Annotated in this window: 24 protein-coding genes; 7 read left to right on the forward strand and 17 right to left on the reverse strand. The window is 70.1% G+C overall.

Annotated elements, in window-relative coordinates; all coding sequences use genetic code 11:
* Positions 1-29: 29 nt before the first annotated feature.
* The 5 genes from trxA to AC3ANR_RS13225 all read left to right on the forward strand — a co-directional run bounded on the left by trxA (position 30) and on the right by AC3ANR_RS13225 (position 5351).
* On the forward strand, positions 30-362 hold the full coding sequence (trxA, locus tag AC3ANR_RS13205; RefSeq protein ID WP_488288564.1) for a thioredoxin TrxA: 333 nt from the start codon (positions 30-32) through the stop codon (positions 360-362).
* Positions 363-568: 206 nt separating this feature from the next.
* Positions 569-1834 (forward strand): transcription termination factor Rho, encoded by a 1266-nt coding sequence (gene rho / locus AC3ANR_RS13210; protein ID WP_488288565.1) that lies wholly within the window; start codon positions 569-571, stop codon positions 1832-1834.
* A 134-nt stretch (positions 1835-1968) separates the two neighbouring features.
* The gene (locus tag AC3ANR_RS13215) at positions 1969-2229 is read left to right on the forward strand and encodes a type B 50S ribosomal protein L31 (protein WP_271234789.1); all 261 of its coding nucleotides are present in this window, start codon (positions 1969-1971) and stop codon (positions 2227-2229) included.
* An 84-nt stretch (positions 2230-2313) separates the two neighbouring features.
* On the forward strand, positions 2314-3999 hold the full coding sequence (locus AC3ANR_RS13220) for a hypothetical protein (protein WP_488288566.1): 1686 nt from the start codon (positions 2314-2316) through the stop codon (positions 3997-3999).
* Positions 3999-5351, forward strand: a complete 1353-nt coding sequence (locus tag AC3ANR_RS13225) for an MATE family efflux transporter (protein ID WP_488288567.1) — start codon at positions 3999-4001, stop codon at positions 5349-5351. Before AC3ANR_RS13220 ends, AC3ANR_RS13225 begins: the two co-directional genes overlap by 1 nt.
* Here the strand turns inward: AC3ANR_RS13225 and phoR are convergent.
* The 7 genes from phoR to pstS all read right to left on the reverse strand — a co-directional run bounded on the left by phoR (position 5299) and on the right by pstS (position 11950).
* The gene (gene phoR / locus AC3ANR_RS13230; RefSeq protein ID WP_488288568.1) at positions 5299-6654 is read right to left on the reverse strand and encodes a phosphate regulon sensor histidine kinase PhoR; all 1356 of its coding nucleotides are present in this window, start codon (positions 6652-6654) and stop codon (positions 5299-5301) included. The two genes, AC3ANR_RS13225 and phoR, sit on opposite strands and share 53 nt — an antisense overlap.
* A gap of 31 nt (positions 6655-6685) precedes the next feature.
* Complete coding sequence (gene phoB / locus AC3ANR_RS13235; RefSeq protein WP_488288569.1) at positions 6686-7396, reverse strand: phosphate regulon transcriptional regulator PhoB; 711 nt, start codon at positions 7394-7396, stop codon at positions 6686-6688.
* Between the two features lie 4 nt (positions 7397-7400).
* Positions 7401-8102 carry a phosphate signaling complex protein PhoU gene (gene phoU, locus AC3ANR_RS13240; protein WP_488288570.1) on the reverse strand — a complete coding sequence of 234 codons (702 nt, stop codon included), beginning with the start codon at positions 8100-8102 and terminating at the stop codon, positions 7401-7403.
* A 35-nt stretch (positions 8103-8137) separates the two neighbouring features.
* A complete protein-coding gene (gene pstB, locus AC3ANR_RS13245; protein ID WP_488288571.1) occupies positions 8138-8908 on the reverse strand; it encodes a phosphate ABC transporter ATP-binding protein PstB in 771 nt (256 codons plus the stop codon).
* A gap of 12 nt (positions 8909-8920) precedes the next feature.
* Positions 8921-9820, reverse strand: a complete 900-nt coding sequence (pstA, locus tag AC3ANR_RS13250; protein WP_488288572.1) for a phosphate ABC transporter permease PstA — start codon at positions 9818-9820, stop codon at positions 8921-8923.
* Positions 9817-10782: a phosphate ABC transporter permease PstC gene (pstC, locus tag AC3ANR_RS13255; protein WP_488288573.1), complete on the reverse strand. Its 966-nt coding sequence runs from the start codon at positions 10780-10782 to the stop codon at positions 9817-9819. The genes pstA and pstC overlap by 4 nt, the downstream gene beginning before the upstream one ends.
* A gap of 130 nt (positions 10783-10912) precedes the next feature.
* Positions 10913-11950, reverse strand: coding sequence for a phosphate ABC transporter substrate-binding protein PstS (pstS, locus tag AC3ANR_RS13260; RefSeq protein ID WP_488288574.1), 1038 nt, complete (start codon positions 11948-11950; stop codon positions 10913-10915).
* A gap of 223 nt (positions 11951-12173) precedes the next feature.
* Here pstS and AC3ANR_RS13265 point away from each other — a divergent pair, with 223 nt between their 5' ends.
* Positions 12174-13313, forward strand: coding sequence for an ABC transporter substrate-binding protein (locus AC3ANR_RS13265; RefSeq protein WP_488288575.1), 1140 nt, complete (start codon positions 12174-12176; stop codon positions 13311-13313).
* A gap of 112 nt (positions 13314-13425) precedes the next feature.
* Here AC3ANR_RS13265 and AC3ANR_RS13270 read toward each other — a convergent pair whose 3' ends face one another.
* The 6 genes from AC3ANR_RS13270 to AC3ANR_RS13295 all read right to left on the reverse strand — a co-directional run bounded on the left by AC3ANR_RS13270 (position 13426) and on the right by AC3ANR_RS13295 (position 19910).
* On the reverse strand, positions 13426-14250 hold the full coding sequence (locus AC3ANR_RS13270) for a GNAT family N-acetyltransferase (protein ID WP_488288576.1): 825 nt from the start codon (positions 14248-14250) through the stop codon (positions 13426-13428).
* A gap of 141 nt (positions 14251-14391) precedes the next feature.
* On the reverse strand, positions 14392-14934 hold the full coding sequence (locus AC3ANR_RS13275; protein ID WP_488288577.1) for an MOSC domain-containing protein: 543 nt from the start codon (positions 14932-14934) through the stop codon (positions 14392-14394).
* Entirely contained in the window at positions 14934-16268 is a 1335-nt protein-coding gene (gene glmM / locus AC3ANR_RS13280; protein WP_488288578.1) for a phosphoglucosamine mutase, read from the reverse strand. Before glmM ends, AC3ANR_RS13275 begins: the two co-directional genes overlap by 1 nt.
* A 2-nt stretch (positions 16269-16270) precedes the next feature.
* Entirely contained in the window at positions 16271-17110 is an 840-nt protein-coding gene (folP, locus tag AC3ANR_RS13285; RefSeq protein ID WP_488288579.1) for a dihydropteroate synthase, read from the reverse strand.
* 77 nt (positions 17111-17187) lie between these two features.
* A complete protein-coding gene (gene ftsH, locus AC3ANR_RS13290) occupies positions 17188-19098 on the reverse strand; it encodes an ATP-dependent zinc metalloprotease FtsH (protein WP_488288580.1) in 1911 nt (636 codons plus the stop codon).
* Positions 19099-19244: 146 nt separating this feature from the next.
* Entirely contained in the window at positions 19245-19910 is a 666-nt protein-coding gene (locus AC3ANR_RS13295) for an RlmE family RNA methyltransferase (protein WP_488288581.1), read from the reverse strand.
* Positions 19911-19945: 35 nt separating this feature from the next.
* Between AC3ANR_RS13295 and AC3ANR_RS13300 the strand changes: the two genes are divergently transcribed.
* Positions 19946-20419 carry a YhbY family RNA-binding protein gene (locus AC3ANR_RS13300; RefSeq protein WP_488288582.1) on the forward strand — a complete coding sequence of 158 codons (474 nt, stop codon included), beginning with the start codon at positions 19946-19948 and terminating at the stop codon, positions 20417-20419.
* A 24-nt stretch (positions 20420-20443) separates the two neighbouring features.
* Here AC3ANR_RS13300 and AC3ANR_RS13305 read toward each other — a convergent pair whose 3' ends face one another.
* From AC3ANR_RS13305 to carB, 4 genes are all read right to left on the reverse strand, one after another.
* The gene (locus AC3ANR_RS13305; protein WP_488288583.1) at positions 20444-20902 is read right to left on the reverse strand and encodes a DUF4149 domain-containing protein; all 459 of its coding nucleotides are present in this window, start codon (positions 20900-20902) and stop codon (positions 20444-20446) included.
* Between the two features lie 4 nt (positions 20903-20906).
* On the reverse strand, positions 20907-21383 hold the full coding sequence (greA, locus tag AC3ANR_RS13310) for a transcription elongation factor GreA (RefSeq protein ID WP_488288584.1): 477 nt from the start codon (positions 21381-21383) through the stop codon (positions 20907-20909).
* 110 nt (positions 21384-21493) lie between these two features.
* Positions 21494-22384, reverse strand: coding sequence for a Kdo hydroxylase KdoO (gene kdoO, locus AC3ANR_RS13315; RefSeq protein ID WP_488288585.1), 891 nt, complete (start codon positions 22382-22384; stop codon positions 21494-21496).
* A gap of 2 nt (positions 22385-22386) precedes the next feature.
* Entirely contained in the window at positions 22387-25638 is a 3252-nt protein-coding gene (gene carB, locus AC3ANR_RS13320; protein WP_488288586.1) for a carbamoyl-phosphate synthase large subunit, read from the reverse strand.
* Between the last annotated feature and the right edge of the window lie 2 nt (positions 25639-25640).

Below are 25640 nucleotides of genomic sequence, written 5' to 3' on the forward strand. Positions count from 1 at the left end.
GCATCGTTCGCCAGCAGAAAGGAACCGACATGGCCAGCGACCTGATCAAGCATATTTCCGACGCCAGCTTCGAAGCCGACGTCCTGCAAGCCGACAAGCCCGTGCTGGTGGATTACTGGGCCGAGTGGTGCGGGCCGTGCAAGATGATCGCGCCCATCCTCGACGAGGTGTCCGCCACCTACAAGGACAAGCTGCAGGTCGCCAAGATGAACGTGGACGAGAACCGCGACATCCCGGCCAAGTTCGGCATCCGCGGCATCCCCACGCTCATGCTGTTCAAGGGCGGCCAGCTCGCGGCCACCAAGGTCGGCGCGATGAGCAAGGCGCAGCTGACGGCGTTCCTGGACCAGCAACTGGCCTGAGCGCCGCCCAGCCGGCCCCGGGGCCGGCGAATGGACGGGGCGCTGCGCGCCCCGTTTTTATTGCATAATCATCCGCAATCGCTGACCTGCCCGTGCGAAGCGGGTCAGTTCGAATTCCAGGTCTGCAAGGCGCCTCCAGCCTTGGCCAAGGACCTCCCCCAGCCACCCAACAAGAACCCCGCCGGGGTCCCACCGCAGTCGCAGCCATGCATCTGAACGAACTCAAGGCGCTCCACGTCTCCGAAGTCCTCAAGCAAGCGGAAGAACTCGAGATCGAGAACACCGGCCGCATGCGCAAGCAGGAGCTGATGTTCGCGATCATCAAGAAGCGCGCCCGCGCCGGCGAGCAGGTGTTCGCCGACGGCGTGCTGGAGATCCTGCCGGACGGCTTCGGCTTCCTGCGCAGCCCGGACACCAGCTACACGGCGAGCACCGACGACATCTACATCTCGCCCTCGCAGGTGCGGCGCTTCAACCTGCACACCGGCGACATGATCGAGGGCGAGGTGCGCACGCCCAAGGACGGCGAGCGCTACTTCGCGCTCACCAAGCTCGACCAGGTCAACGGCGGGCCGCCCGAGCAGAACAAGCACAAGGTGATGTTCGAGAACCTCACGCCGCTGTTCCCCAAGGAACAGATGAAGCTCGAGCGCGACGGCTTCAAGGGCGACGAGAACATCACCGGCCGCATCATCGACATCATCGCCCCCATCGGCAAGGGCCAGCGCGCGCTGCTGGTGGCCCCGCCCAAGAGCGGCAAGACGGTGATGATGCAGCACATGGCGCACGCCATCGCGGCCAACTACCCGGACAGCCACATGATGGTGCTGCTGGTGGACGAGCGCCCCGAGGAAGTGACCGAGATGCAGCGCTCGGTGAAGGCCGAGGTCATCGCCTCCACCTTCGACGAGCCGGCCGCCCGCCACGTGCACGTGGCCGAGATGGTGATCGAGCGCGCCAAGCGCCTGGTCGAACTGAAGAAGGACGTGGTGATCCTGCTGGACTCGATCACCCGCCTGGCCCGCGCCTACAACAACGTCGTGCCCTCGTCGGGCAAGGTGCTCACCGGCGGCGTCGACGCCAACGCGCTGCAGCGCCCCAAGCGCTTCCTGGGCGCGGCGCGCAACGTCGAGGAAGGCGGCTCGCTGACCATCATCGCCACCGCGCTGATCGACACCGGCTCGCGCATGGACGAAGTGATCTTCGAGGAGTTCAAGGGCACCGGCAACAGCGAGATCCACCTGGATCGCCGCCTGTACGAAAAGCGCGTGTTCCCCTCGATCCAGCTCAATCGCTCGGGCACCCGCCGCGAGGAGCTGCTGCTGGCCCCCGAGATCCTGCAGAAGACCCGCATCCTGCGCCAGTTCATGTACAACATGGACGAGATCGAGGCGATGGAGATGGTCCTGAAGTCGATGAAGGCCACCAAGACCAACGTCGAGTTCTTCGACATGATGCGCCGCGGCGGCTGACCTTGGTTCAGTGAACGCCGCTGCCCGCGGACCGCAAGGCTCCGCCGTGCGCAGCGGCTATAATCTCGCGTTTTGCGGAAAGTAGCCCAGGTGGTCTGGACCGGCTCCCGCACCGACCTGGAAGGAAAACCACCATGGCCAAAGAAGGCATCCACCCGAACTACCGCGAAGTGCTCTTCGTGGACCTGTCCAACGGCTTCAAGTTCGTCACCCGTTCCTGCGTGAACACCAAGGAGATGGGCAAGACCGACGACGGCCGCGAGCTGCCGCTGTTCAAGCTGGACACCTCGAGCGAATCGCACCCGTTCTACACCGGCACCCAGAAGTCGGTGGACAACATGGGCGGCCGCGTCGAGCGCTTCCGCAACCGCTTCGGCAAGACGGCCGCCAAGTAAGCCGCCTCTTGCGAACGAGGGCAGCCCGGGCAACCGCGCTGCCCTTTTTCTTGCCTGCCGCCACCCTGTGACACACTCGCGCGCGTGACCCAGCCGACCCCCGCCATCGTCGCCCAGAGCGCCGTGCGGCGGCTGCCGCGCACCGCGCTGCTGCTGTTCTGCGCGGCGTACGTGCTGCCCGGGTTCATCGGCCGCGAGCCGTGGAAGAACGCCGACATCACCGCGTTCGGCTACATGCTCGAACTGGCCACCGGCCACGCCGGCTGGCTCTCGCCCACGCTGCTGGGGCAGCCGCCGGAGTTCGACGCCCTGCTGCCCTACTGGCTCGGCGCCTGGGCGATGCGGCTGGCCCCCGGCTGGATCGCGCCCGACTTCGCCGCCCGCCTGCCCTTCATCGCGCTGCTGGCGCTCACGCTGCTGGCCACCTGGTACGGCATCTACAACCTGGCGCGATCGCCCGCCGCGCAGCCGGTGCCCTTCGCCTTCGGCGGCGAGGCGCGCCCCAAGGACTATGCGCGCGCGATCGCCGACGGCGGCCTGCTGGCGCTGATCGCCTCGCTGGGCCTGGCGCAGCTGAGCCACGAGACGACGCCCGCGCTCGCCCAGCTGGGCTTCTCGGCGCTCGCGTTCTATGGCCTGGCGGCCCTGCCGTTCCGCACGGTGCTGCCCGCGGTCGGCATCGCGCTCGGGCTGGCGGGCCTGGCCCTGTCCGGGGCGCCCAGCACCGCCGTCCTGATCGCCCTGGGCGGCGCAGTCTTCCGCGTGCTCGACCATCCGCCAGAGGGCCGTAGCCGCAGCGGGCAGCTGCTGTGGGCCGGCGCGCTCCTCGCCGCCGCGGCCGCCGTCGCCGCCATCGCGAGCTCGCTGGACCTGTGGCGCTGGCGCGTGCTGGCGGGCTGGCAGCGCGACTGGAACGCCCTCGGCAAACTGCTGCTGTGGTTCACCTGGCCGGCCGGCGCGCTGTCCCTGTGGACCGTGTGGCGCTGGCGGCGGCAGCTCGGCAGCCGCCACGTCGCGGTGCCGCTGTGGTTCGCGCTGATCGCGATCGGCTCGACGCTGCTCACGCCGTCGTCCGACCGATCCCTGCTGCTGGGCCTGCCGGCGTTCGCGGCCCTGGCCGTGTTCGCGCTGCCCACGCTGCGCCGCAGCGTCGCGTCCCTGATCGACTGGTTCACCCTGCTGTTCTTCAGCGGCTGCGCGGTCGTCATCTGGGTGGTCTGGATCTCGCTGCAGACCGGCGTGCCGGCCAAGCCGGCGGCCAACGTCGCGCGCCTGGCGCCGGGCTACGAGCCCAGCTTCTCGCTGCTGGCCTTCGCGCTGGCACTGGCCGGCACGGCGGCCTGGCTGTGGCTGGTGAAGTGGCGGGCGGGCCGGCACCAGGCGGCCTTGTGGAAGAGCATGGTCCTGCCCGCAGGCGGGGCGGCGCTGTGCTGGCTGCTGCTGATGACCCTGTGGCTGCCGGTGCTCGATTACGCCCGCAGCTACGCCCCCGTGGTGCGCGGCATCACGCAGGCGATCCACGCGCCCGGCTGCGTCGAGGTCGTCGGCCTCAACCGGGCCCAGGTCGCGGCGCTGCGCTTCCACGGCGAGCTCGAGCTGCGCACCGCCGGGCCGGCGCCGCAGTGCCCCTGGCTGGTCGTCACGTCGGAGTTCCAGCCGCTGGCGGCGATGGCGCTGGACATGAAGCGCTGGGAGCTGGCGGCCACGGTGCGCCGGCCCACCGACGCGCGGGACCACTTCCTCCTCTTCAAGCGCCGCAAGGGCGGCTGATGTCCGAGCTGCGCACCATCAGCCGGCACGCGGGCACCGTGCTGGTCGGCCAGCTCGCCACCATGGCGTTCGCCGTGGCCGACACCGTCATCGCCGGCCGCTACCGGCCCGAGGCGCTCGCCGCCCTGTCGGTGGGCGCCGCCGTGTACGCCAGCATCTTCGTGGCCCTGGTGGGCATGGTGCAGGCCCAGCTGCCCGTCTGGGCCGAACTGCGCGGGGCCGGCCGCAGCGCCGAGGTGGGCCGCTCGGTGCGGCAGGCGCTCTACCTGGTCCTGGCGGCGGTTCTGGTGGGCGGAGCAGCCCTGCTCCTGCCCGGCCCGTTGCTGCGATGGGCGCAGGTGCCGCCCGCGCTGGAGGGCGAGGTGCAACGCTACCTGGGGATCCTCGCGCTCGCCCTGCCGGCGGCGATGCTGTTTCGCGGCTACTCGACGCTGAACCAGTCGCTGGGACGGCCGCTGCTCGTCACGTGGCTGCAGCTCGGGTCGCTGGCCGTGAAGGTGCCGCTGTCGGCCTGGTTCACCTTCGGCGGCCTGGGCCTGCCGGCGCTGGGGCTCGCCGGATGCGCCTGGGCCACGGTGGCCGTGCAGTACCTGATGCTCGCCGTCGCGGCCTGGACGCTGCGGGCCAACGACTTCTACCGGCCGTTCCGGCTGTGGCATCGCATCGAGCCGCCGGACTGGGCCGCGCTGCGCGACTTCGCGCGCCTGGGCGTGCCCACCGCACTGGCCGTGCTGGTCGAGGTGACCTCGTTCACGCTGATGGCGCTGTTCATCGCCCGCCTGGGCACGGAGGCCTCGGCCAGCCACCAGATCGCCGCCAACGTGACCGCCCTGCTCTACATGACGCCGCTGTCGCTGGGGCTGGCGACCAGCGCGCGCGTGAGCTACTGGCTGGGCGCAGGCGACGAGTGCCGGGCCCGGCACGCGCTGCGCGTGGGCTACCGGCTCGCGCTGCTGTTCGCTTGCTGCAGCGCCGGGGTGGTCGCGCTGCTGCACGAGCACATCGCGCGCCTCTACGCGGGCGACCAGCCGGGCGTGCTGCACGTCGCCGGCGGGCTGCTGCTGTGGGTCGCCGTCTACCACGTCGCCGACGCCCTGCAGGCCGTCGGCGTGTTCCTGCTGCGCAGCTACGGCGTGGCGACGCGGCCGCTGGTCGTCTACTGCGTGCTGCTGTGGGGCGTGGGACTGGGCGGCGGCTACGTGCTGGCGTACACCGGCCTGGGGCCGCTGGCGCCGATGCGCACGCCGGCCGCGTTCTGGTCCGCCGGGGCGGTGGCCCTGGCGCTCACGGCCGCGGCCTTCACGATCCTGCTGTGGCGGGTCGTGCACTCGCGGCGCCACGGTCCGCGGTGACCGTGCGCAGCCGCGCCGCCGGAAAGACGATGCCGAACGTCGATCCAGCGCCCGGCGTGCTGTCGATGCGCAGCTCGGCGCCATGCCGCTGCGCCACGTGCTTGACGATCGCCAGCCCGAGGCCGGTGCCGCCGGTCTCGCGCGAGCGGCTGCGGTCGACGCGGTAGAAGCGCTCGGTCAGGCGCGGCAGGTGCTCGGCCGCGATGCCGGGGCCGGTGTCGCGCACCGAGAACTCGGCGCGTCCGTCGGGCAGGTCGCGCCAGCGCACCACGATCCGGCCGCCGGCCGGCGTGTACCGCACGGCATTGCTCACCAGGTTGCACATCGCGCTCAGCAGCTCCGAGGGCGCGCCGGACACTTCCCGCTGCGGCGGCGCCTCGAACAGCAGCTCCTGCGACTTGCCGAGCACGGCCGACAGCGAGCGCGCCTCCTGCTCGCATTGCGCCACCAGCGATGCCACCGGCGTCCAGTCGCCGGCGCCCGGCAGGGGGCTCCCCTCCAGGCGCGACAGCGTGAGCAGGTCGTTCACCAGCGTCTGCATCCGCTGCGCCTGCGGGCCCATCAGCCCGAGGTAGCGCGCGCGCTCGGCCTCGTCCAGCGGCAGGGTCTGCATCGTCTCGATGAAGCCGGCCAGCACCGTGAGCGGCGTGCGGATCTCGTGCGAGACGTTGGCGACGAAATCGCGCCGCATCGTCTCGGCCTGCTCCAGCGCGGTGACGTCGCGCGAGAGCAGGAGCTTGCGCCCGCCGCCATAGGGGTGCAGCTGCACCGACAGCCGCAGCGGCCGCGACGGCGTGCCGCCGCGCCCGGTGATCACGACGTCACGCGCGTAGTCGCCGTGCGCGTTGTAGGCGGTGAAGCCCGGGTCGCGCAGCAGGTTGCCGATGATCTGTTGCAGGTCGCGCTGGGGATCGATGCCCAGCTGCTGGGCCGCGGTCTCGTTGCACCACTCGATGCGGCCGTCCGGATCGAGCAGCACCACGCCGTTGGGCGAAGCCTGGATCGCGGCCAGGAACTCCTGCAGGCGGCGCTCGGCATCGGCCCGCTGCTGGTCGCGGTCGCGCAATGCCCGCCGCACCCGGTCCCCCGCCTCGCCCCACACGCCGACGGAGACCGGCGGATCGGCGCGCTCGCCATGGCGCAGCCAGCGCAGGAAGCGCGCGCCGCGCCACAGATCGACGCCCACCCACGCGAGGCCGCCGGCCACCAGCCCGGCCTGCGCTCCCAGCGGACCCAGCGCGGCCCAGCCGGCCACCCAGCCGGCCGCCAGGCACACCAGGAACGAGCAGACGCGCCAAGCCATGGAAGGGATTGTCAGCGGCCGCCGGGGCGGCTCAGCCGGCCCGCGCCGCGGCCTGCGGCTGCGCGGTGATCCGGTACCCGGCGCCGCGCACCGTCTCGACCATCACGCCCGCGGCCCCGAGCGCCTCGCGCAGGCGCTTGACGTGCACGTCGACCGTGCGCTCCTCGATGAAGACGTGGTCGCCCCACACCTTGTCGAGCAGCTGGGCGCGCGAATGGACGCGCTCCGGGTGCTTCATCAGGAAGTTGAGCAGCTTGAACTCGGTCGGGCCGACCTTCACCGGTTGGCCGCGCCACGACACGCGGTGGGTGGCGGCGTCGAGCCCCAGCTCGCCGATCTGCACCGCGCCGGTGTCCTGCTCGGGCGCGCGCCGGCGCAGCACGGCGCGGATGCGCGCCAGCAACTCCTGGGTCGAGAACGGCTTGGTGATGTAGTCGTCGGCGCCGGCGTCCAGGCCCGCCACCTTGTCGGGCTCGTCGCCGCGGGCGGTGAGCATGAGGATCGGGATGGCCTTGGTGCGCGCCGCGGCGCGCCACTTGCGCGCGAGCGACAGGCCGCTCTGGCCCGGCAGCATCCAGTCCAGCAGGATGACGTCCGGCAGCACCGCGTCGAGCTCGCGCTGGGCGGCATCGCCGTCGGCCGCCCAGACCGGCTGGAAGCCGTTGTGCCGCAGGTTCACCGCCACCAGTTCGGCAATCGCCGGCTCGTCTTCGACCACCAGGACGCGGGGCACGGTCTTCATCGCGTCACTGCAGCGCCGACTCGATCATCTCGAGCGAGGAGTGCCGCACGTCTTCGCCCTTGACGACGTAGATGATGAACTCGGCGATGTTCTTCGCATGGTCGCCGATGCGCTCCAGCGCCTTGGCCAGGAACAGCAGGTCCAGGCTGGCCGAGATGGTGCGCGGGTCTTCCATCATGTAGGTGATCAGCTTGCGCACGAAGCCGTCGAATTCCTTGTCAATGAGGTCGTCCTCCTTGAGGATCGACAGCGCGGTGGCCGTGTCCAGCCTCGCGAAGGCGTCCAGCGCCTTGCGCAGCAGGCCGGCGGCCAGGTCGGCGGCGACCCGCAGCTCCGAAGCCGGAAGGTTGCGGGCCGCGCCGCTGTCGATGATCGAGCGCACCATGCGCGCGATCTTGGCCGCCTCGTCGCCGACCCGCTCGAGGTTGGCCGTCGTCTTGGAGATCGCCATCAGCAGCCGCAGGTCGCGCGCCGTCGGCTGCCGCCGCGCGATGATCGACGACAGCTCCCGGTCGATGTCCAGTTCCATCTGGTTCACCTGCGACTCGGTCTGCAGCACCTGCAGGGCGTCGTCGCCGTTGAACTGGGCCAGCGCCTGCACGGCCCGGTGGATCTGTGATTCGACCAGCCCGCCGAGCTCCATCACGCGCGAGGAGACGGCATTGAGTTCGCTGTCGAACTGGGTGGAGAGGTGCTTGTCTGGCATGTGAACTCCAATCGTTGCTCGTTGCCGGCGGCCGCTCACCCGAAGCGGCCGGTGATGTAGTCCTCGGTCTCCTTGCGCCGGGGCTTGAAGAAGATCTGCTCGGTGTCGCCGACCTCCACCAGGTCGCCCAGGTACATGTAGGCCGTGTAGTCGCTCACGCGCGCGGCCTGCTGCATGTTGTGCGTGACGATCACCACCGTGTAGTCGTGCTTCAGCTCCGCGATCAGTTCCTCGATCTTGCCGGTGGAGATCGGGTCCAGCGCCGAGCACGGCTCGTCCAGCAGCAGCACCTCGGGCTTGATGGCGATGCCGCGCGCGATGCACAGGCGCTGCTGCTGCCCGCCGGACAGGCCCGCGCCGCCTTGGTTCAGCTTGTCCTTCACCTCGTTCCACAGGGCCGCCTTGCGCAGCGCCCACTCCACCCGCTCGTCCATGTCGGTGGCGCTCAGGCTCTCGAACAGCCGCACGCCGAAGGCGATGTTCTCGTAGATCGACATCGGGAACGGCGTCGGCTTCTGGAACACCATGCCGATGCGCGAGCGGATCAGCGCGACGTCGCGCCGCGACGTGAGCAGGTTCTCGCCGTCCAGCACGATCTCGCCCTCGGCGCGCTGCTCGGGGTAGAGCTCGTACATGCGGTTGAAGGTGCGCAGCAGCGTCGACTTGCCGCAGCCCGAGGGACCGATGAAGGCGGTGACCTTCTTCTCCGCGATGTCCAGGTTGATGCCCTTGAGGGCGTGGAACTTGCCGTAGAAGAAGTTCAGGTTGCGGACCGAGATCTTGGCCGGGGCGTGCACGGGGGTCATGGAAAGGGCTCGTCAGGTCTTGCTGCGGGTCAGCACGCGGGCCAGGATGTTCAGGCCCAGCACCGCCAGGGTGATCAGGAACACGCCGGCCCACGCGAGTTGCTGCCAGTTCTCGTACGGGCTCATGGCGAACTTGAAGATCGTCACCGGCAGGCTGGCCATGGGCTGCGACAGGTCGGGGGACCAGAACTGGTTGTTCAGGGCCGTGAAGAGCAGCGGCGCCGTCTCGCCGGAGATGCGGGCCACCGCCAGCAGCACGCCGGTGACCACGCCCGCGCGCGCCGCGCGCAGCGTGATGCCGGTGATCACGCGCCACTTGGGCGCGCCCAGCGCATAGGCCGCCTCGCGCAGCCCCGCCGGCACCAGCATCAGCATGTTCTCCGTGGTGCGGATCACCACCGGGATGACGATCAGGCCGAGCGCGAACACGCCCGCCCAGCCCGAGAAATGCCGGAAGCGTGCCACCACCACGGCATAGATGAACAGGCCGATGACGATGGACGGCGCGGACAGCAGGATGTCGTTGACGAAGCGGGTCGTCGCCCCCAGCCAGCCGCGCTGGGCGTACTCGGCCAGGTAGATGCCGGCCAGGATGCCGATGGGCGTGGCGATGAAGGTGGCCAGCAGCACCATCAGGAAGGAGCCATAGATGGCGTTGGCGATGCCGCCCGGCTCGTTCGGCGCGGGGGTCATCTGGCTGATCGTCGCCCAGGTCAGGCCGCCCACGCCCAGGCGGATCGTCTCCCACAGGATCCAGACCAGCCAGAACACGCCGAACGCCATCGCGGCGAGCGAGAGCGCCAGCGCGACCTTGTTCACGCGCTTGCGCGCCAGGTAGCGGCGCTCGCGCCCGTGGGCCTCGTCGGCCGCGCGCAGCAGGGCTTCGCCGGTACCGGCCATGGGCGACTTCATGCCTTGGTCCCCTCGTTGCGGCGCAGGCGCGACAGCAGCAGCTTGGACAGCGCCAGCACCACGAACGTGATGAAGAACAGCACCAGGCCCAGGTAGATCAGCGCCGCCTGGTGCAGCCCGTCGGCCGCCTCGGCGAACTCGTTGGCCAGCGCCGAGGTGATGCTGTTGGCCGGCTGGAACAGCGAGAGCGAGTCGAGCTGGTTGAAGTTGCCGATGACGAAGGTGACCGCCATCGTCTCGCCCAGCGCGCGGCCCAGGCCGAGCATGATGCCGCCGACGACGCCCGTCTTGGTGTAGGGCAGCACGACGCGCCACATCACTTCCCAGGTCGTGGAGCCCAGGGCGTACGCCGACTCCTTGAGCATCGGCGGCGTGACGTCGAACACGTCGCGCATCACCGAGGCGATGAACGGGATGATCATGATGGCCAGGATGATGCCGGCCGACAGGATGCCCAGGCCCACCGGCGGGCCCGCGAACAGGGCGCCCAGGTAGGGCACGCCCGAGAACACGGCCTGCAGCGGCTGCTGCACGAAGGTGGCCAGGATGGGGCCGAACACCAGCAGGCCCCACATGCCGTACACGATGGAGGGCACGGCGGCCAGCAGCTCGATCGCGGTGCCCAGCGGACGCTTGAGCCACGAGGGCGACAGCTCGGTGAGGAACAGCGCGATGCCGAAGCTCACCGGCACCGCGATGACCAGCGCGATCAGCGACGTGGCCAGCGTGCCGTAGATCATCACCAGGCCGCCGTACTCGTTGGCCACGGGATCCCACGCGGTGCTGGCCAGGAAGCCCAGGCCGTACGTCTCGATCGCCGGCCAGGCGCCCACCAGCAGCGACAGCAGGATTCCGGCCAGCAGGGCCAGCGTGAAAATGGCCGCCCCGCGGGCGGCCCAGCCGAACGCGCGGTCGGCCCAGGGGGCGGCTCGCAGCGAGCGGCCGGGAGACTGAATACTCATCTTGCCTTCACCGTCTCGGGCCCGCACCGGGCCCGGGGTCGGGAAGCTGGCCTCGTGGGCCGGGAGTGTAGAGGACACCGCGTCTCTCCGTGGTGCTTCGTGGGACGTGATCGGCGCGGCGTGGCTGGGCCTACTTGAAGGCGATGGCCTTGCCCGACGCGTCCTTGAGCTGGCTGGCCCAGAGCTTCTCGACCTGCGCCTTCACGGCCGCAGGCATGGGCACGTAGTCGAGGTCGTCGGCGGTCTTGTCACCGTTCTGGTAGGCCCACTCGAAGAACTTCAGCACCTGGGCGGCCTGCGCCGGCTTGTCCTGCACCTTGTGCATCAGGATGAAGGTGGCGCCGGTGATGGGCCAGCTCTCGGCGCCCGGCTGGTTGGTGAGGATCTGGTGGAAGCTCTTGGACCAGTCGGCGCCGGCGGCAGCCGCCTTGAACGCCTTGTCTTCCGGCGCGACGAACTGGCCGGCGGCGTTCTGCATCAGCGCGTAGTTCATCTTGTTCTGCTTCACGTACGCGTACTCGACGTAGCCGATCGAGTTCGGCAGCCGGCCGATGTACGCCGCGACGCCCTCGTTGCCCTTGCCGCCCACGCCGGCCGGCCAGTTGACGGCCGTGCCCTCGCCCACCTTGGACTTCCACTCGGCGTTGGCCTTGGACAGGTAGTTGGTGAAGATGAAGCTGGTGCCCGAGCCGTCGGCACGGCGCACCGGCGAGATCGCCGCGTCGGGCAGGTTCAGCGACGGGTTCAGCGCCTTGATGGCCGGGTCGCTCCACTTGGCGATCTTGCCCAGGTAGATGTCGCCCAGCACCTGGCCGTTCAGGCGCAGCTGTCCGGCGCCGATGCCCTTGATGTTGACCACCGGCACCACGCCGCCGATCACGGTGGGGAACTGCACCTGGTTCTTCTTGGCCAGCTCCTCGTCCTTCAGCGGCGCGTCGGAGGCGCCGAAGTCCACCGTCTTGGCGTCGATCTGGCGGATGCCGGCACCCGATCCGACCGACTGGTAGTTGATCTTCACGCCGGTGGCCTTGTTGTAGTCGGCGGCCCACTTGGCGTACAGCGGGGCCGGGAAGCTGGCGCCGGCGCCGGTGATGTCCTGCGCGGCGGCCAGGCCGGCGAACGACAGGGACAGGAGGCCAAGGGCGGCCGATCGGAAGGTCACTTGCATGGCTGGGTTTCCTCTTTTGCGATGGGGGACGCAGTGACTGTAGGAAGCTTGCGTGACAGCGCCGTGACAAGTCGCGTCACGCGAGCGGGCGCGCGACAGCCACGGATGTGCCACGCCGCTGTCACGGCTGCGTCACCGCTCGTTCCTACGCTGGCCGGCACCCCGGGGCGGCCCCGGGGCGCGGGGCCTCGGGTCCCGCCTCGACGTTGGCAGGAGACCTTCCTTGACTTCCACGCGCGCCTCTTTCGCGCCGCGCCGCCGTGCGCTGCTCGGCTTCGCCGCCGCCGTCGCGGCCCCCTCCGTGCGGGCCCAGCCCGGCCGCTCCGGCGGCCGGCCCTTCACGGTGGCCCAGATCGTCGACGTGTCCCCGGCCCAGCAGGACGTGTCCAAGGACTTCCAGGTCGGGTCACGGGCGGCCTGGCAGGACCTCAACGCACGCGGCGGCGTCCGCGGCCGGCCGGTCAACCACCTGTCCCTCGAGGTCGACGGCTCGGCGGCGGCCCTGCGCGCCGCGCTCGCGCAGGTGCGCGAGGACGCCGGCTGCCTGCTGCTCACCGGCACCGCCGGGGACCCGGCGGCGACGGCCGTCGCCGAACACCTGCGGCAGGAGAACGTCGGCATCGCGCATGTGGCGCCGTGGCTGCAGACCTCGAGCCTGGCGGCCGACGAGCGCACCTTTCCCATCTTCGCCACCCGCCAGGAGCAGATCGCCCATGCGCTGAAGTCGCTCACCTCCGTGGGCGTGCAGGACCTCGGGGCGGTGTACGCGTCCGGCGCCGAGCACGCGCTGTACCGCCACGACCTGGAACGCATCGCGGCGGCGCTCAAGCTGCGGCTGCAGTCGTTCCAGGGCGACGGCGACCTGGCCCGGCTCGCGCGGCGGTTCACGCCCGGCACGCCGGCCATCCTGCTGTTCCTGGGCGGCACGCCCGAACTCGCCCAGCTCACCCAGGGCCTGGAGCAGCAGCAGCGCCAGCGCTACCTCATCGCCCTGGCCGACGTGAACCTGCAGACCATGCAGCAGATGGGCGGCGGCCGCAGCACGCCGGTGATCGCGACGCAGGTCGTCCCGGTGGTGACGTCCGGCGTGCCAGTCGTGCGGGCGTACCGCGAAACCCTCGCGCGGCTGTTCGACGAGCCGCCCACCCCGCTCTCGCTGGCCGGCTTCATCGCGGCGCGCTACACGGCCGAGGTGCTGGCGGACATCGGCGTGCCGCTCTCGCGCGGGGCGGTGCTGGCCGCCTTCCAGCGCCGCGCCAGCCACGACATCGGCGGCTTCCGCGTGAGCTTCGAGCAGGGCCGCCGCGCCGGCGCGTTCGTCACCCAGAGCATCCTGATGCCCGGGGGCCGCGTCGTCGGTTGAATGCGCGGCGATGGACCCTGCCGGACGGTCGCTGCAACGGCCCGCGGCCCACGGCCCACGGCCAGCCGCGCCGGCCGCACCGCGCCTGCGGCTCGCCTTCGGCCTGCGGGCGTTAGTGGCCGAGGAAGTGCTTGCGGTAGCGCGGCGGCAGGTCGCCGATGCGCATGAGCATCGGCAGGTCCGCCGTGTTGAAGTCGGGATCCCACGCCGGCGGGCCCAGCACCTTGGCGCCCAGGCGCAGGTAGCCCTTGATCAGCGCCGGCGGTTCGACCGGCAGCGAGCCGTCGAGCCGCTCCAACGGCAGCGGCAGCCGCGGCAGCACCTGGTCCTCGATCGGCGCCAGGTGCGTGCGACGCACCTGGTTCCAGATGCTGGCCGCGGCATGCCCGCTGACGATGCCGTTGTGCAGCATCGGGATGCTCGCGCAACCGATCATGGTGTCGAGGCGGTTGCGAACCATGAACCCGGCGAGCGCGCCCCACAGGGCCAGGATCACGCCGCCTTGGCGGTGGTCGGCGTGCACGCAGCTGCGCCCCAGTTCGACCATGCGCTCGCGCTGGCCGCGCAGCCGCGTGAGGTCGAACTCGGTGTCGCTGTAGGTGCTGCCCACGCGCCGGGCCTGGGCCGGCGTCAGCACGCGGTACGTGCCGACCACGGCGCGCGTGGCCGCATCGCGCACCAGCAGGTGCTCGCAGAAGTCGTCGAACAGGTCGACGTCGTGGCCGGGCACGACACCATCGAGCCGGGCGCCCATCTCGCCCGCGAAGACCTGGTATCTCAGGCGCTGGGCCTCGCGGACCTCGTCCTGGTGCCGCGCCCAGGCCACCGCAATCGCGCCACGCTGCGCACCAGGCTGCTGCGCAGGAGGTCGATGAAGCGACCCCCGGGGCAGCGACACGGGCGACAGCGGCAGGGTGGGCGTGGGCAGTTCGTTCACGTCGGCGCTCCTCTTGGATGGCCGCAGTGTGCGAAGGCCGGGTGACTCGCGCGTGGCAGCCCGATGGCAGTGGCGTGACACGCCCCCGCCGAAAGGCAGCCATGCCGCCGTCACGGCCGGCGGCAGCCGGCCGCGGGTGGCTCAGACCGGCTCGAGCGCCCGGTGCGGTGGCTGCGGCAGGTGCACCGCGATCGGGTCGCCGGGCCGGACCTCCCCCGCCGCCAGCACCACCGCCATCACGCCGGCCTTGCGCACCAGCGCGCCGGCGGCGTCGCGATCCAGCACCGCGGCCATGAGGCCCTGCTGGAATCGGTCGATCTGCGAGCACGGGTTGCGCAGCCCGGTGAGCTCGACCTGCGCCCCGGCGCCGAATTGCAGGCGCGTCCCCGCGGGCAGCGACAGCAGGTCCAGCCCGCGCGTCGTGACGTTCTCGCCCAGCTCGCCGGGCCAGACCGGAAAGCCCTGCTCCATCAGCTGGTCGAACAGCTCGGCGTGCAGCAGGTGCACCTGCCGCAGGTTGGGCTGCGACGGATCGCGGCGCACGCGCGAGCGGTGCTTCACCGTGCGGCCCGCATGCGCGTCGCCCTCCACGCCGAGCCCAGCCACCAGCGTGATCGCCTCCTCGGCGAACTTGCTGAAGCTGTGGCTGCCGCTGCGGTGGACGGCGACGACCTGCGCCGCCATCAGCCGGCGCGGATCGCGTCGGCCAGCGACTTGGCGCCGCCGCTCGCCAGCTTCTCCTCCTGCGCCTCCACCATCACGCGCACCACCGGTTCGGTGCCGCTCGGCCGGATCAGGATGCGCCCGCGCCCGCCGAGCTGCTGCTCGAGCTCGAGCTGCGCCTGCGCGAGCCCGCGGCTCTGCTTCCAGTCCTGCCCGGGCTGCAGGCGCACGTTGACCAGCGTCTGCGGATAGAGCGTCACGCCCTCGAGCAGCTGCGCGAGGCTGCGGCCGCTGCGCACGCTGGCCTTGAGGATCTGCAGCGCGCTGATCAGGCCGTCGCCGGTGGTGTGCTTGTCCAGGGCCAGCAGGTGGCCGGAGCCCTCGCCGCCGAGCAGCCAGCCGCGCTTCTCGAGTTCCTCGAGCACGTAGCGGTCGCCGACCTTGGCGCGCACGAACTCGACGTCGCGCGCGCGCAGCGCGAGCTCGATGGCCATGTTCGTCATCAGCGTGCCGACGGCGCCGGGCACGCGCTCGCCGGCCGACTGCCGGTCCGCCACCATCAGGTACAGCAGCTCGTCGCCGTTGTACAGGCGCCCGTCGCCGTCCACCATCTGCAGCCGGTCCGCGTCGCCGTCCAGGGCGACGCCGAAATCGGCGCCCCGATCGCGCACGGTCCTGACCAGCGCGTCGGGATGCGTGGCGCCGAAGCCCTTGTTGATGTTCAGGCCGTCGGGCGAACAGCCGATGCAGTGCACCTCGGCCCCGAGTTCGTGGAACACCTTGGGGGCGATGTGGTACGCCGCGCCGTTGGCCGCGTCGACCACGATCGACAGGCCCCGCAGCGTGAGGTCGTTGGAGAACGTGCTCTTGCAGAACTCGATGTAGCGGCCCGCCGCGTCGTCCAGGCGCCGGGTCTTGCCCAGGCTGGCCGAGTCCACCCAGACGGCGGGCTCGTCGAGCGCGGCCTCCACCGCCTGCTCCCAGGCATCAGGCAGCTTGGTGCCCTGCGCGCTGAAGAACTTGATGCCGTTGTCGGCGTACGGGTTGTGGCTGGCGCTGATCACCACCCCGAGGCTGGCGCGCTGGGCGCGCGTGAGGTAGGCGACGCCGGGCGTGGGCAGCGGGCCGAGCAGCGTCACGTCCACGCCGGCCGAATTGAAGCCGGACTCCAGCGCGCTCTCCAGCATGTAGCCGGAGATGCGCGTGTCCTTGCCGATCAGGACCGTGGGGCGCTCCTCGGTGCGCTTGAGGACGCGGCCCACCGCGTGCGCGAGGCGCAGCACGAAGTCGGGCGTGATGGGGGGCTGGCCCACGGTGCCCCGGATGCCGTCGGTGCCGAAATAGCTTCTGCTCATGTTCATTCCTTCCCTGTCCCTTCGCTGGCGGCCACCCAGACCTTCAGGGCCGCCACGGTGTCCTTGACGTCGTGCACGCGCACGACCCGGGCGCCCCGCTCCACCGCGAGCAAGGCCGCGGCCACGCTGGGCACCATGCGCTCGCCCACCGGCAGGCCGGTCACCTGCCCGAGCGAGGACTTGCGCGACCAGCCGGCCAGCAGCGGGTAGCCCAGGTCGAGCAGGGCCCGCTGGCGGGCCAGCAGCGCGAAATTCTGGTCCGGCGTCTTGCCGAAGCCGATGCCCGGATCGAGCACGATGCGCCCGGCGGCAACGCCCAGGCCGCGCAGCACCGCCGCTTCCCGCTGCAGGAAGTCGCGCACCGCGGCGACCGGATCGCCGCCCATCGGCGACAGCTGCATCGTGCGCGGTTCGCCATGCATGTGCATCAGGCAGACGCCGCAGGCCGGATGCGCCGCGACCGCCTCGCGCGCGCCCGGCTGGCGCAGCGCCCAGATGTCGTTCACGATGTCGGCGCCGGCGTCCAGCGCCTGACGCATCACTTCGGGCTTGTACGTGTCCACGGACACCGGCACCTGCAGCCGCACGGCCTCGCGCAGCACGGGCAGGAGCCGGGCCAGTTCCTCCTGCAGCGGCACGGGCGGCGTGCCGGGCCGGGTCGATTCGGCGCCCAGGTCCAGCAGGTCGGCGCCGTCTCGCACCAGCTGCTCGCAACGCTCCACGGCCGTGCGGGGGTCGTCGTACCGGCCGCCGTCGGAGAACGAGTCCGGCGTGACGTTGACGATGCCCATCACCCGGGGACGCGCCAGGTCGATGCGGAATCGCGTGGTCTGCCAGAGCATGGGCCTGGATTGTGCGCCAGCCCGACAAGCGACAAGGGCCCGCGAGGGCCCTTGTCGAGGTTGCCGGGATGGCTCTTTCAGGCTGCCGTGGGCGACGGTTCGGTGACCACGGGGCTGCCGCCGGAACCGCCGCCCGAGGACGGCGTGCGCGGCGTGAAGTCCTTGGGCGGACGCGGGTCCTTGCCGGCCATGATGTCGTCCAGCTGCTCGGCGTCGATGGTCTCCCACTCGAGCAGGGCCTTGGCCATGGCGTGCATCTTGTCCTGGTTGTCCTCGATCAGCTTGCGGGCCAGGGCGTACTGCTCGTCGATGATGCGGCGCACCTCGCCATCGACCTTCTGCATGGTCTGCTCGCTGATGTTGGTGGTCTTGGTGACCGAGCGGCCCAGGAACACCTCGCCCTCGTTCTCGGCATAGACCATCGGGCCCAGCGCGTCGGACATGCCGTAGCGCATGACCATGTCGCGCGCCAGGTGCGTGGCCCGCTCGAAGTCGTTGCTGGCGCCGGTGGTCATCTGGTTCATGAACACCTCTTCCGCGATGCGGCCGCCGAACAGCATGCTGATCTGGTTGAGCATGTACTCGCGGTCGTAGCTGTAGCGGTCCTGCGAGGGCAGGCTCATGGTCACGCCCAGCGCGCGGCCGCGCGGGATGATGGTGACCTTGTGCACCGGGTCGCACTTGGGCAGCAGCTTGCCGATCAGGGCGTGGCCGGACTCGTGGTAGGCCGTGTTGCGGCGCTCCTCCTCGGGCATGACCATGCTCTTGCGCTCCGGGCCCATCAGGATCTTGTCCTTGGCCTTCTCGAAGTCCTGCATCTCGACGACGCGCGCGTTGCGGCGGGCGGCCATCAGCGCGGCCTCGTTGCACAGGTTGGCGAGGTCGGCGCCGGACATGCCCGGGGTGCCGCGCGCGATGATCTCGGCCTTGACGTCCTGGCCGATCGGGATCTTGCGCATGTGCACGTTCAGGATCTGCTCGCGGCCGCGGATGTCCGGCAGCTGCACGTAGACCTGGCGGTCGAAGCGGCCCGGGCGCAGCAGCGCGGCGTCCAGGATGTCCGGCCGGTTGGTGGCCGCGATGACGATCACGCCGAGGTTGGTCTCGAAGCCGTCCATCTCCACCAGCATCTGGTTGAGGGTCTGCTCGCGCTCGTCGTTGCCGCCGCCCAGGCCGGCGCCGCGCTGGCGGCCGACGGCGTCGATCTCGTCGATGAAGATGATGCAGGGGGCGTTCTTCTTGGCGTTCTCGAACATGTCGCGCACGCGGGCCGCGCCCACGCCGACGAACATCTCGACGAAGTCGGAGCCGGAGATCGAGAAGAACGGCACCTTGGCCTCGCCGGCGATGCCCTTGGCCAGCAGCGTCTTGCCGGTGCCGGGGGGGCCGACCAGCAGCAGGCCGCGCGGGATGCGGCCACCGAGCTTCTGGAATTTCTGCGGGTCCTTCAGGAAGTCGACGACTTCCTTGGTCTCCTCCTTGGCCTCGTCGCAGCCGGCGACGTCGGCGAAGGTGACCTGGTTGTTGTTCTCATCGAGCATGCGCGCCTTGCTCTTGCCGAACGAGAACGCACCGCCCTTGCCGCCGCCCTGCATCTGGCGCATGAAGTAGATCCACACGCCAATGAGCAGCAGCATCGGCCCCCAGCTCACGAGCAGCGTCATGAGCAGTGAGCCTTCCTCGCGCGGCTTGACGTCGAACTTGACGCCGTTGTTGATCAGGTCGCCGACCAGGCCGCGATCCAGGTAGGTGGCGGTGGTGCGGATCTTGCGGTCATCGTTGGTGACGGCAACGATCTCGGTGCCGCCCTGGCCCTCCTGGATGACGGCCTGCTTGATGCGGCGACCGCGCACTTCCTCGAGGAAGTCCGAATAGCCCATCACGCTCGCACCGGCGGCGCCGCGCGTGTCGAACTGCTTGAACACCGTGAACAGCACGAGCGCGATGACGAGCCAGACGGCGATTTTGGAGAACCACTGATTGTTCAACTCAGACTCCGGAGAAGCGTGGACACGGGCGGGAACGCCCTAGCCTAGTTACGGCCCATTCTAGGGGTTTCAAGTGGTGGAATGATGCAATTTCGCTACGGAAACCATAGGCGAAAAGGTGACATCCCGTCACTGGCGCAACGGAATCAGCCGGCGGGCTTCTTCAGGCCGATGCCCACCAGGAAGGTCTCGGAGGACTTGTCGCGGGAAGCTTTGGGCTTCAGAGGCTTGACGACCCGGAAAGTTTCCTTGAACAGCTTCACCAGCTGGCTGTAGCCGCTGCCGTGGAACACCTTGGCCACCAGCGCGCCTTCGGGCTTGAGGTGGGTGCGCGAGAACTCCACGGCCAGCTCCACCAGGTGGCTGATGCGGGCCGCGTCGGCCGACTCGATGCCCGACAGGTTGGGCGCCATGTCCGACACCACGGCGTCGGCCTTGCGCCCGCCGACCGCCTGCTCCAGGCGGGCCAGCACCTCGGGCTCGCGGAAGTCGCCCTGCAGGAAGACCACGCCCTCGACCGGCTCCATCGGCAGGATGTCCAGGGCGATGATGGTGCCGTCGAGTTCGCCCGCCGCGGCGCCCTGGGGGGACAGCTTGCGCCGCACGTACTGGCTCCAGGCGCCGGGGGTCGAGCCCAGGTCGACCACCAGGTGGCCAGGCTTGATCAGGCCCAGTGCTTCGTCGATTTCCTTGAGCTTGTACGCGGCGCGCGCGCGGAAGCCCTCCTTCTGCGCCAGCTTGACGTAAGGATCGTTGACGTGGTCGTTCAGCCAGGCCTTGTTGACCTTCTTGCTCTTGGTCTTGACTTTCAAATGCGTGCCTCGGGTGGGCGGGGATAATACCGGTCATGCCCGCAATCGAACTGACCATCGCCGAACGCAAGGCGCACCGCGCCGAAGCCCACCACCTGGATCCCGTGGTGATGATCGGCAACGACGGGCTGACGCCGGCAGTCGTGAAGGAGACCGACGCGGCGCTCAATGCCCACGGGCTGATCAAGGTGCGCGTGCTCGGCGACGACCGCGAGCAACGCGAGGCCGTCTACCGCCGGCTGTGCGACGAGCTGGGCGCGGCGCCGATCCAGCACATCGGCAAGCTGCTGGTGCTCTGGCGCCCCCAGCCGCCCAAGGCCAAGGAGGTCGACGAGGACCGCATGCCCGGCCCGCGCGACTTCAAGGTCCTGAAGTACAGCAAGCGCGGCGGCCAGCGGCCCGAAGTCAAGACCCTGCGCGTGCTGGGCAACCAGCGCCTGACCCCCGGGGGCCAGGTCAAGCGCGCCAAGCCGAAGCAGAAGTCGGTGAAGAAGGGGCGGTTGGGCTGAGGCCCGGCTGGCCGGCTGAGTCGACTAACGTGGATCCCGGCCTGCGCCGGGATGAACGGCTTCGGCGGGCGCCGCGCCGGTCACGCGCCACAAGACGACCAGGGCACAGACCCATTGCAGCGCGTACATCGCGCTGCCGACGCCGTGCCACAGGCGCAGGTTCTCGCGCGCGACGATGCGGGGCGCCACGCCGAATTCGGCCAGCAGCGCCAGCAGTATGCCGGCCAGGACGAAGGCCAGGGCGCCACGCGCCCAGTCCATGCGGGGCGGCTGCCCCGGCTCGCGTGCAGCCATCAGGATCAACACCCCGCAGCCGAGCGTCACCCAGGTCTGGGCGGTGAACAGGCGCGCCGCCGTCTGGCCGGCCAGCGCCGGCGTCGGCAGGCTGGCAAAGAGCAGCGGCACGGCGAGGAAGCCGATGGCACACAGGCTGCCCCACCAGAGGGCCGCCGCCAGCACCGGGACGCGCTGCCGCCAGCCCATGGGATCAGAGGTAGTGGACCGCGACGATCTCGTAGCGCTTGACGCCGCCGGGCGCCTGCACTTCCGCGGTGTCGCCCTCTTCCTTGCCGATCAGCGCGCGGGCGATCGGGCTGGAGATGTTGATCAGGCCTTCCTTCAGGTCGGCCTCGTCCTCGCCGACGATCTGGTACTTCACGGTCTCGCCCGAGTCTTCCTCCTCGAGCTCGACGGTCGCGCCGAACACGACCTTGCCGCCGGCATCCAGCGCGGTCGGGTCGATCACCTGGGCCGCGGCCAGCTTGCCTTCGAGCTCGCGGATGCGGCCCTCGATGAAGCCCTGGCGGTCCTTGGCCGCGTCGTACTCGGCGTTCTCGGACAGGTCGCCCTGCGCCCGCGCCTCGGCGATGGCGTTGATCACGGCCGGGCGCTGCACGGTCTTGAGCTCGTGCAGCTCGGCCTTGAGCTTCTCGATGCCGCGCTTGGTGATGGGGATGGTGGCCATGTGTGTGATTTCCGTTGAACCAAAGGAAAACCGCCGACCGTTGCCGACCGGCGGTGTTCTTGTGGCCTGAATGATACCCGGGCCGCCGGCTCGGCGGTTCGCCCGCCCGCTCAGGCCGCCGGCGGCAGCGGCGCCCCCTGCAGGGGCCGGCCGACCAGCCGCGTCAGGATGCCCAGGGGGCTGGCGGCGGGCTCGTACTGGGCCGACACGGGCAGGTGGAACGTCTGCTCCATCATGTACTGGCCGCCCATGGCCGCATGCAGCGTGTGGTCGGAGAAGCACACCCAGGTCGAGCCGGCCGGGAACTCCACCCGCTGCTGCGGCGCCTCGGCCTGGTAGCGCTCGTCGGCCTTCATCAGGTCGTGCAGCTGCAGCATCAGGTGGTCGTACTCGCTGCGCAGCGACTTGGTCACGCGCAGCGCCCGCAGCAGCCGTGCCTGCACGGGCGAATACGGCCTGGCCTGCGGCAGGTAGCGGCGCGCCAGGTCCTCGAACGGCTCGCCCACGCGCCAGACGCGCGGCTCGCCGGCCGGGTTGACGTTGGTGAACACGCGCAGGATGCGCTCGCCGTAGTTGGGCCGCGAGGGGAAGGCGTCGACGTGGAGGCGCCGGTCGTCGGCGCGCACCGACTGCCGGCGGGTCGAGACCTGCGCCGGCCGCAGGCTCGTCGGGGCCGGGCGCAGTTGCGCGTCGTAGGCCGGGAACAGGCCGCGCACCAGCGCCCTCGCCTGCCCGGCGAAACGCGCCATCAGCCCGGCGACGGCCTGCTGCACGGCGGCGTCGCCCGCGACGCCCTTGAGCTGGCCGTTGGCGTCCAGGCTGATGTTGCGCACGCCGTCGGCCAGCAACTGCGGGCGCAGCAGCGCTCGCTCGGCGTCGCCGAGCGCAAACGCCAGCCGCGGGAAGTACAGCACCTGCCCCGCCTCGACCGCGGCGATCCAGCGCGGATCGGACGCCGCGGCGGACCAGTCGTGGACGTCGAGCGTGACGAGCGCGTCCATGCTCAGCGCAGCTGCGCGTGCAGCTCCTGCAACGAGACCACGCCCAGGTTGTCCACGTACTTCATGCCCTCGACCGCCGCCTCGGCGCCGGCGATGGTGGTGAACGTGGTCACGCGGGCAAGCAGCGCCGAGGTGCGGATCGCGCGCGAGTCGGCGATCGCGTTGCGACGCTCCTCCACGGTGTTGATCACCATGCAGATCTCGTTGTTCTTGATCATGTCGACCACGTGCGGGCGGCCCTCGGTGACCTTGTTCACCGTCTCGCAGGCGATGCCCGCGGCCGAGATGGCGGCCGCCGTGCCCTTGGTGGCGATCAGCTCGAAGCCCTGCGCCGCCAGCTGGCGCGCGACTTCCACCGCGCGCGGCTTGTCGCCGTTCTTCACGGTCAGGAACACCTTGCGCACCGCGTCGGTCGGGCGCGGCAGCTTGGTGCCGGCGCCGATCTGGCTCTTGACGAAGGCCTCGCCGAAGGTCTTGCCCACGCCCATCACCTCGCCGGTGGACTTCATCTCGGGGCCGAGGATGGTGTCCACGCCGGGGAACTTGACGAACGGGAACACCGCTTCCTTGACGCTGAAGTACGGCGGCGTCACCTCGGCACCGATGCCCTGCTGGTCGAGCGACTGGCCCACCATGCAGCGCGCCGCGACCTTGGCCAGCTGGATGCCCGTGGCCTTGCTCACGTAGGGCACCGTGCGCGACGCGCGCGGGTTGACCTCCAGCACGTAGATCACGTCCTGGCCGTCGATCTGCTGGATCGCGAACTGCACGTTCATCAGGCCCACGACGTTCAGGCCCTTGGCCATGGCGGCGGTCTGGCGCTTGAGTTCGTCGATCGTGGCCTGCGACAGCGAGTACGGCGGCAGCGAGCACGCCGAGTCGCCCGAGTGCACGCCCGCCTGCTCGATGTGCTCCATCACGCCGCCGATGAAGGTGCGCTTGCCGTCGGAGAGGCAGTCGACGTCGCACTCGATCGCGTCGTTCAGGAAGCGGTCCAGCAGCACGGGCGAGTCGTTGGACACCTTCACCGCCTCGCGCATGTAGCGCTCCAGGTCGCGCTGCTCGTGCACGATCTCCATCGCGCGGCCGCCCAGCACGTAGCTCGGGCGCACGACCAGCGGGTAGCCCAGCGCCTGGGCCTTCTCCAGCGCCTCGGCCTCGGTGCGGGCCGTGGCATTGGGCGGCTGGCGCAGGCCGAGCTGCTGCAGCAGCTTCTGGAAGCGCTCGCGGTCCTCGGCGGCGTCGATCATGTCGGGGCTGGTGCCGACGATGGGCACGCCCTCGGCCTCCAGGCCCAGGGCCAGCTTCAGCGGCGTCTGGCCGCCGTACTGCACGATCACGCCGGCGGGCTTTTCCTTGTCGACGATCTCGAGCACGTCCTCGAGCGTCAGCGGCTCGAAGTACAGCCGGTCGGACGTGTCGTAGTCGGTCGACACCGTCTCCGGGTTGCAGTTGACCATGATGGTCTCGTAGCCGTCCTCGCGCAGCGCCAGCGCCGCGTGCACGCAGCAGTAGTCGAACTCGATGCCCTGGCCGATGCGGTTGGGCCCGCCGCCCAGCACCATGATCTTCTTCTTGTCGGTCGGCTCGGCCTCGCACTCGTCCTCGTAGGTCGAGTACATGTAGGCGGTGTTGGTGGCGAACTCGGCGGCGCAGGTGTCCACGCGCTTGTAGACCGGGCGCACGCCCAGCTTCTTGCGCGCTTCGCGCACGGCCTTGTCGGTGGTCTTGAGCAGCTTGGCCAGGCGCCGGTCGGAAAAGCCCTTGCGCTTGAGCGTGCGCAGCGTCTTCTCTTCCAGCGACGCCAGCGCGCCCTCGCCCTTGGCGGCCACCAGCCTGTCCAGCTCGAGCTCGATCTTCACGATCTCCTCGATCTGCACCAGGAACCAGTTGTCGATCTTGGTCAGGTCATGGACCTCGGCGACGGTCATGCCCTGCGCGAAGGCGTCGCCCACGTACCAGATGCGCTCGGGGCCCGGCTCGCCCAGTTCCTTTTCCAGCACCTCGCGGTCCTGGGTCTTTTCGTTCATGCCGTCGACGCCGACCTCCAGGCCGCGCAGCGCCTTCTGGAACGATTCCTGGAAGGTGCGGCCCATGGCCATCACCTCGCCCACCGACTTCATCTGGGTGGTGAGGTGGCTGTCTGCCGTCGGGAATTTCTCGAAGGCGAAGCGCGGGATCTTGGTGACGACGTAGTCGATCGACGGCTCGAAGCTGGCCGGCGTGGCACCGCCCGTGATCTCGTTGCGCAGCTCGTCGAGCGTGTAGCCGACGGCCAGCTTGGCCGCGACCTTGGCGATCGGGAAGCCCGTGGCCTTGGAGGCGAGCGCCGAGGACCGCGACACGCGCGGGTTCATCTCGATCACGATCATGCGGCCGTCCTTCGGGTTGACCGCGAACTGCACGTTCGAGCCGCCCGTGTCCACGCCGATCTCGCGCAGCACCGCGAGCGACGCGTTGCGCATGATCTGGTATTCCTTGTCGGTGAGCGTCTGCGCCGGCGCGACCGTGATCGAGTCGCCGGTGTGCACGCCCATCGGGTCCAGGTTCTCGATCGAGCAGATGATGATGCAGTTGTCCGCCTTGTCGCGGACCACCTCCATCTCGTACTCCTTCCAGCCGAGCAGCGATTCCTCGATCAGCAGCTCGCTGGTGGGCGAGGCCTCCAGGCCGCGCTTGCAGATGACCTCGAATTCCTCGGCGTTGTAGGCGATGCCGCCGCCGGTGCCGCCGAGCGTGAAGCTGGGGCGGATGACGGTGGGAAAGCCCACGCTCTTCTGCACCGCCCAGGCCTCGTCCATGGAGTGCGCGATGCCCGAGCGTGCCGAGCCGAGACCGATCTTGGTCATCGCGTCCTTGAACTTCAGGCGGTCCTCGGCCTTGTCGATCGCCTCGGGCGTCGCGCCGATCAGCTCGACGCCGTGCTTGTCCAGCACGCCGTTGCGCCACAGGTCCAGCGCGCAGTTCAGCGCCGTCTGGCCGCCCATGGTGGGCAGGATCGCGTCGGGCTTTTCCTTGGCGATGATCTTCTCGACCGTCTGCCAGGTGATCGGCTCGATGTAGGTGACGTCGGCCGTGGCCGGGTCGGTCATGATCGTCGCCGGGTTGGAGTTGATCAGGATGACCTTGAAGCCCTCCTCGCGCAGGGCCTTGCAGGCCTGCACGCCGGAGTAGTCGAACTCGCACGCTTGGCCGATGATGATCGGGCCGGCGCCGATGATGAGGATGCTCTTGATGTCTGTGCGCTTGGGCATGT

The sequence above is a fragment of the Ramlibacter sp. JJN2-2R genome (assembly GCF_057747835.1).

Coding starts and splice junctions, on each gene's coding strand:
- phoR (WP_488288568.1), bottom strand. CDS start 6,654: ATGGCTTGGCGCGTCTGCTCGTTCCTGGTGTGCCTGGCGGCCGGCTGG.
- pstA (WP_488288572.1), bottom strand. CDS start 9,820: ATGAAGTCGCCCATGGCCGGTACCGGCGAAGCCCTGCTGCGCGCGGCC.
- phoB (WP_488288569.1), bottom strand. CDS start 7,396: ATGAAGACCGTGCCCCGCGTCCTGGTGGTCGAAGACGAGCCGGCGATT.
- pstC (WP_488288573.1), bottom strand. CDS start 10,782: ATGAGTATTCAGTCTCCCGGCCGCTCGCTGCGAGCCGCCCCCTGGGCC.
- AC3ANR_RS13275 (WP_488288577.1), bottom strand. CDS start 14,934: ATGGCGGCGCAGGTCGTCGCCGTCCACCGCAGCGGCAGCCACAGCTTC.
- trxA (WP_488288564.1), top strand. CDS start 30: ATGGCCAGCGACCTGATCAAGCATATTTCCGACGCCAGCTTCGAAGCC.
- glmM (WP_488288578.1), bottom strand. CDS start 16,268: ATGAGCAGAAGCTATTTCGGCACCGACGGCATCCGGGGCACCGTGGGC.
- AC3ANR_RS13305 (WP_488288583.1), bottom strand. CDS start 20,902: ATGGGCTGGCGGCAGCGCGTCCCGGTGCTGGCGGCGGCCCTCTGGTGG.
- carB (WP_488288586.1), bottom strand. CDS start 25,638: ATGCCCAAGCGCACAGACATCAAGAGCATCCTCATCATCGGCGCCGGC.
- rho (WP_488288565.1), top strand. CDS start 569: ATGCATCTGAACGAACTCAAGGCGCTCCACGTCTCCGAAGTCCTCAAG.
- greA (WP_488288584.1), bottom strand. CDS start 21,383: ATGGCCACCATCCCCATCACCAAGCGCGGCATCGAGAAGCTCAAGGCC.
- AC3ANR_RS13300 (WP_488288582.1), top strand. CDS start 19,946: ATGCCCGCAATCGAACTGACCATCGCCGAACGCAAGGCGCACCGCGCC.
- phoU (WP_488288570.1), bottom strand. CDS start 8,102: ATGCCAGACAAGCACCTCTCCACCCAGTTCGACAGCGAACTCAATGCC.
- kdoO (WP_488288585.1), bottom strand. CDS start 22,384: ATGGACGCGCTCGTCACGCTCGACGTCCACGACTGGTCCGCCGCGGCG.
- AC3ANR_RS13215 (WP_271234789.1), top strand. CDS start 1,969: ATGGCCAAAGAAGGCATCCACCCGAACTACCGCGAAGTGCTCTTCGTG.
- folP (WP_488288579.1), bottom strand. CDS start 17,110: ATGCTCTGGCAGACCACGCGATTCCGCATCGACCTGGCGCGTCCCCGG.
- pstS (WP_488288574.1), bottom strand. CDS start 11,950: ATGCAAGTGACCTTCCGATCGGCCGCCCTTGGCCTCCTGTCCCTGTCG.
- pstB (WP_488288571.1), bottom strand. CDS start 8,908: ATGACCCCCGTGCACGCCCCGGCCAAGATCTCGGTCCGCAACCTGAAC.
- AC3ANR_RS13225 (WP_488288567.1), top strand. CDS start 3,999: ATGTCCGAGCTGCGCACCATCAGCCGGCACGCGGGCACCGTGCTGGTC.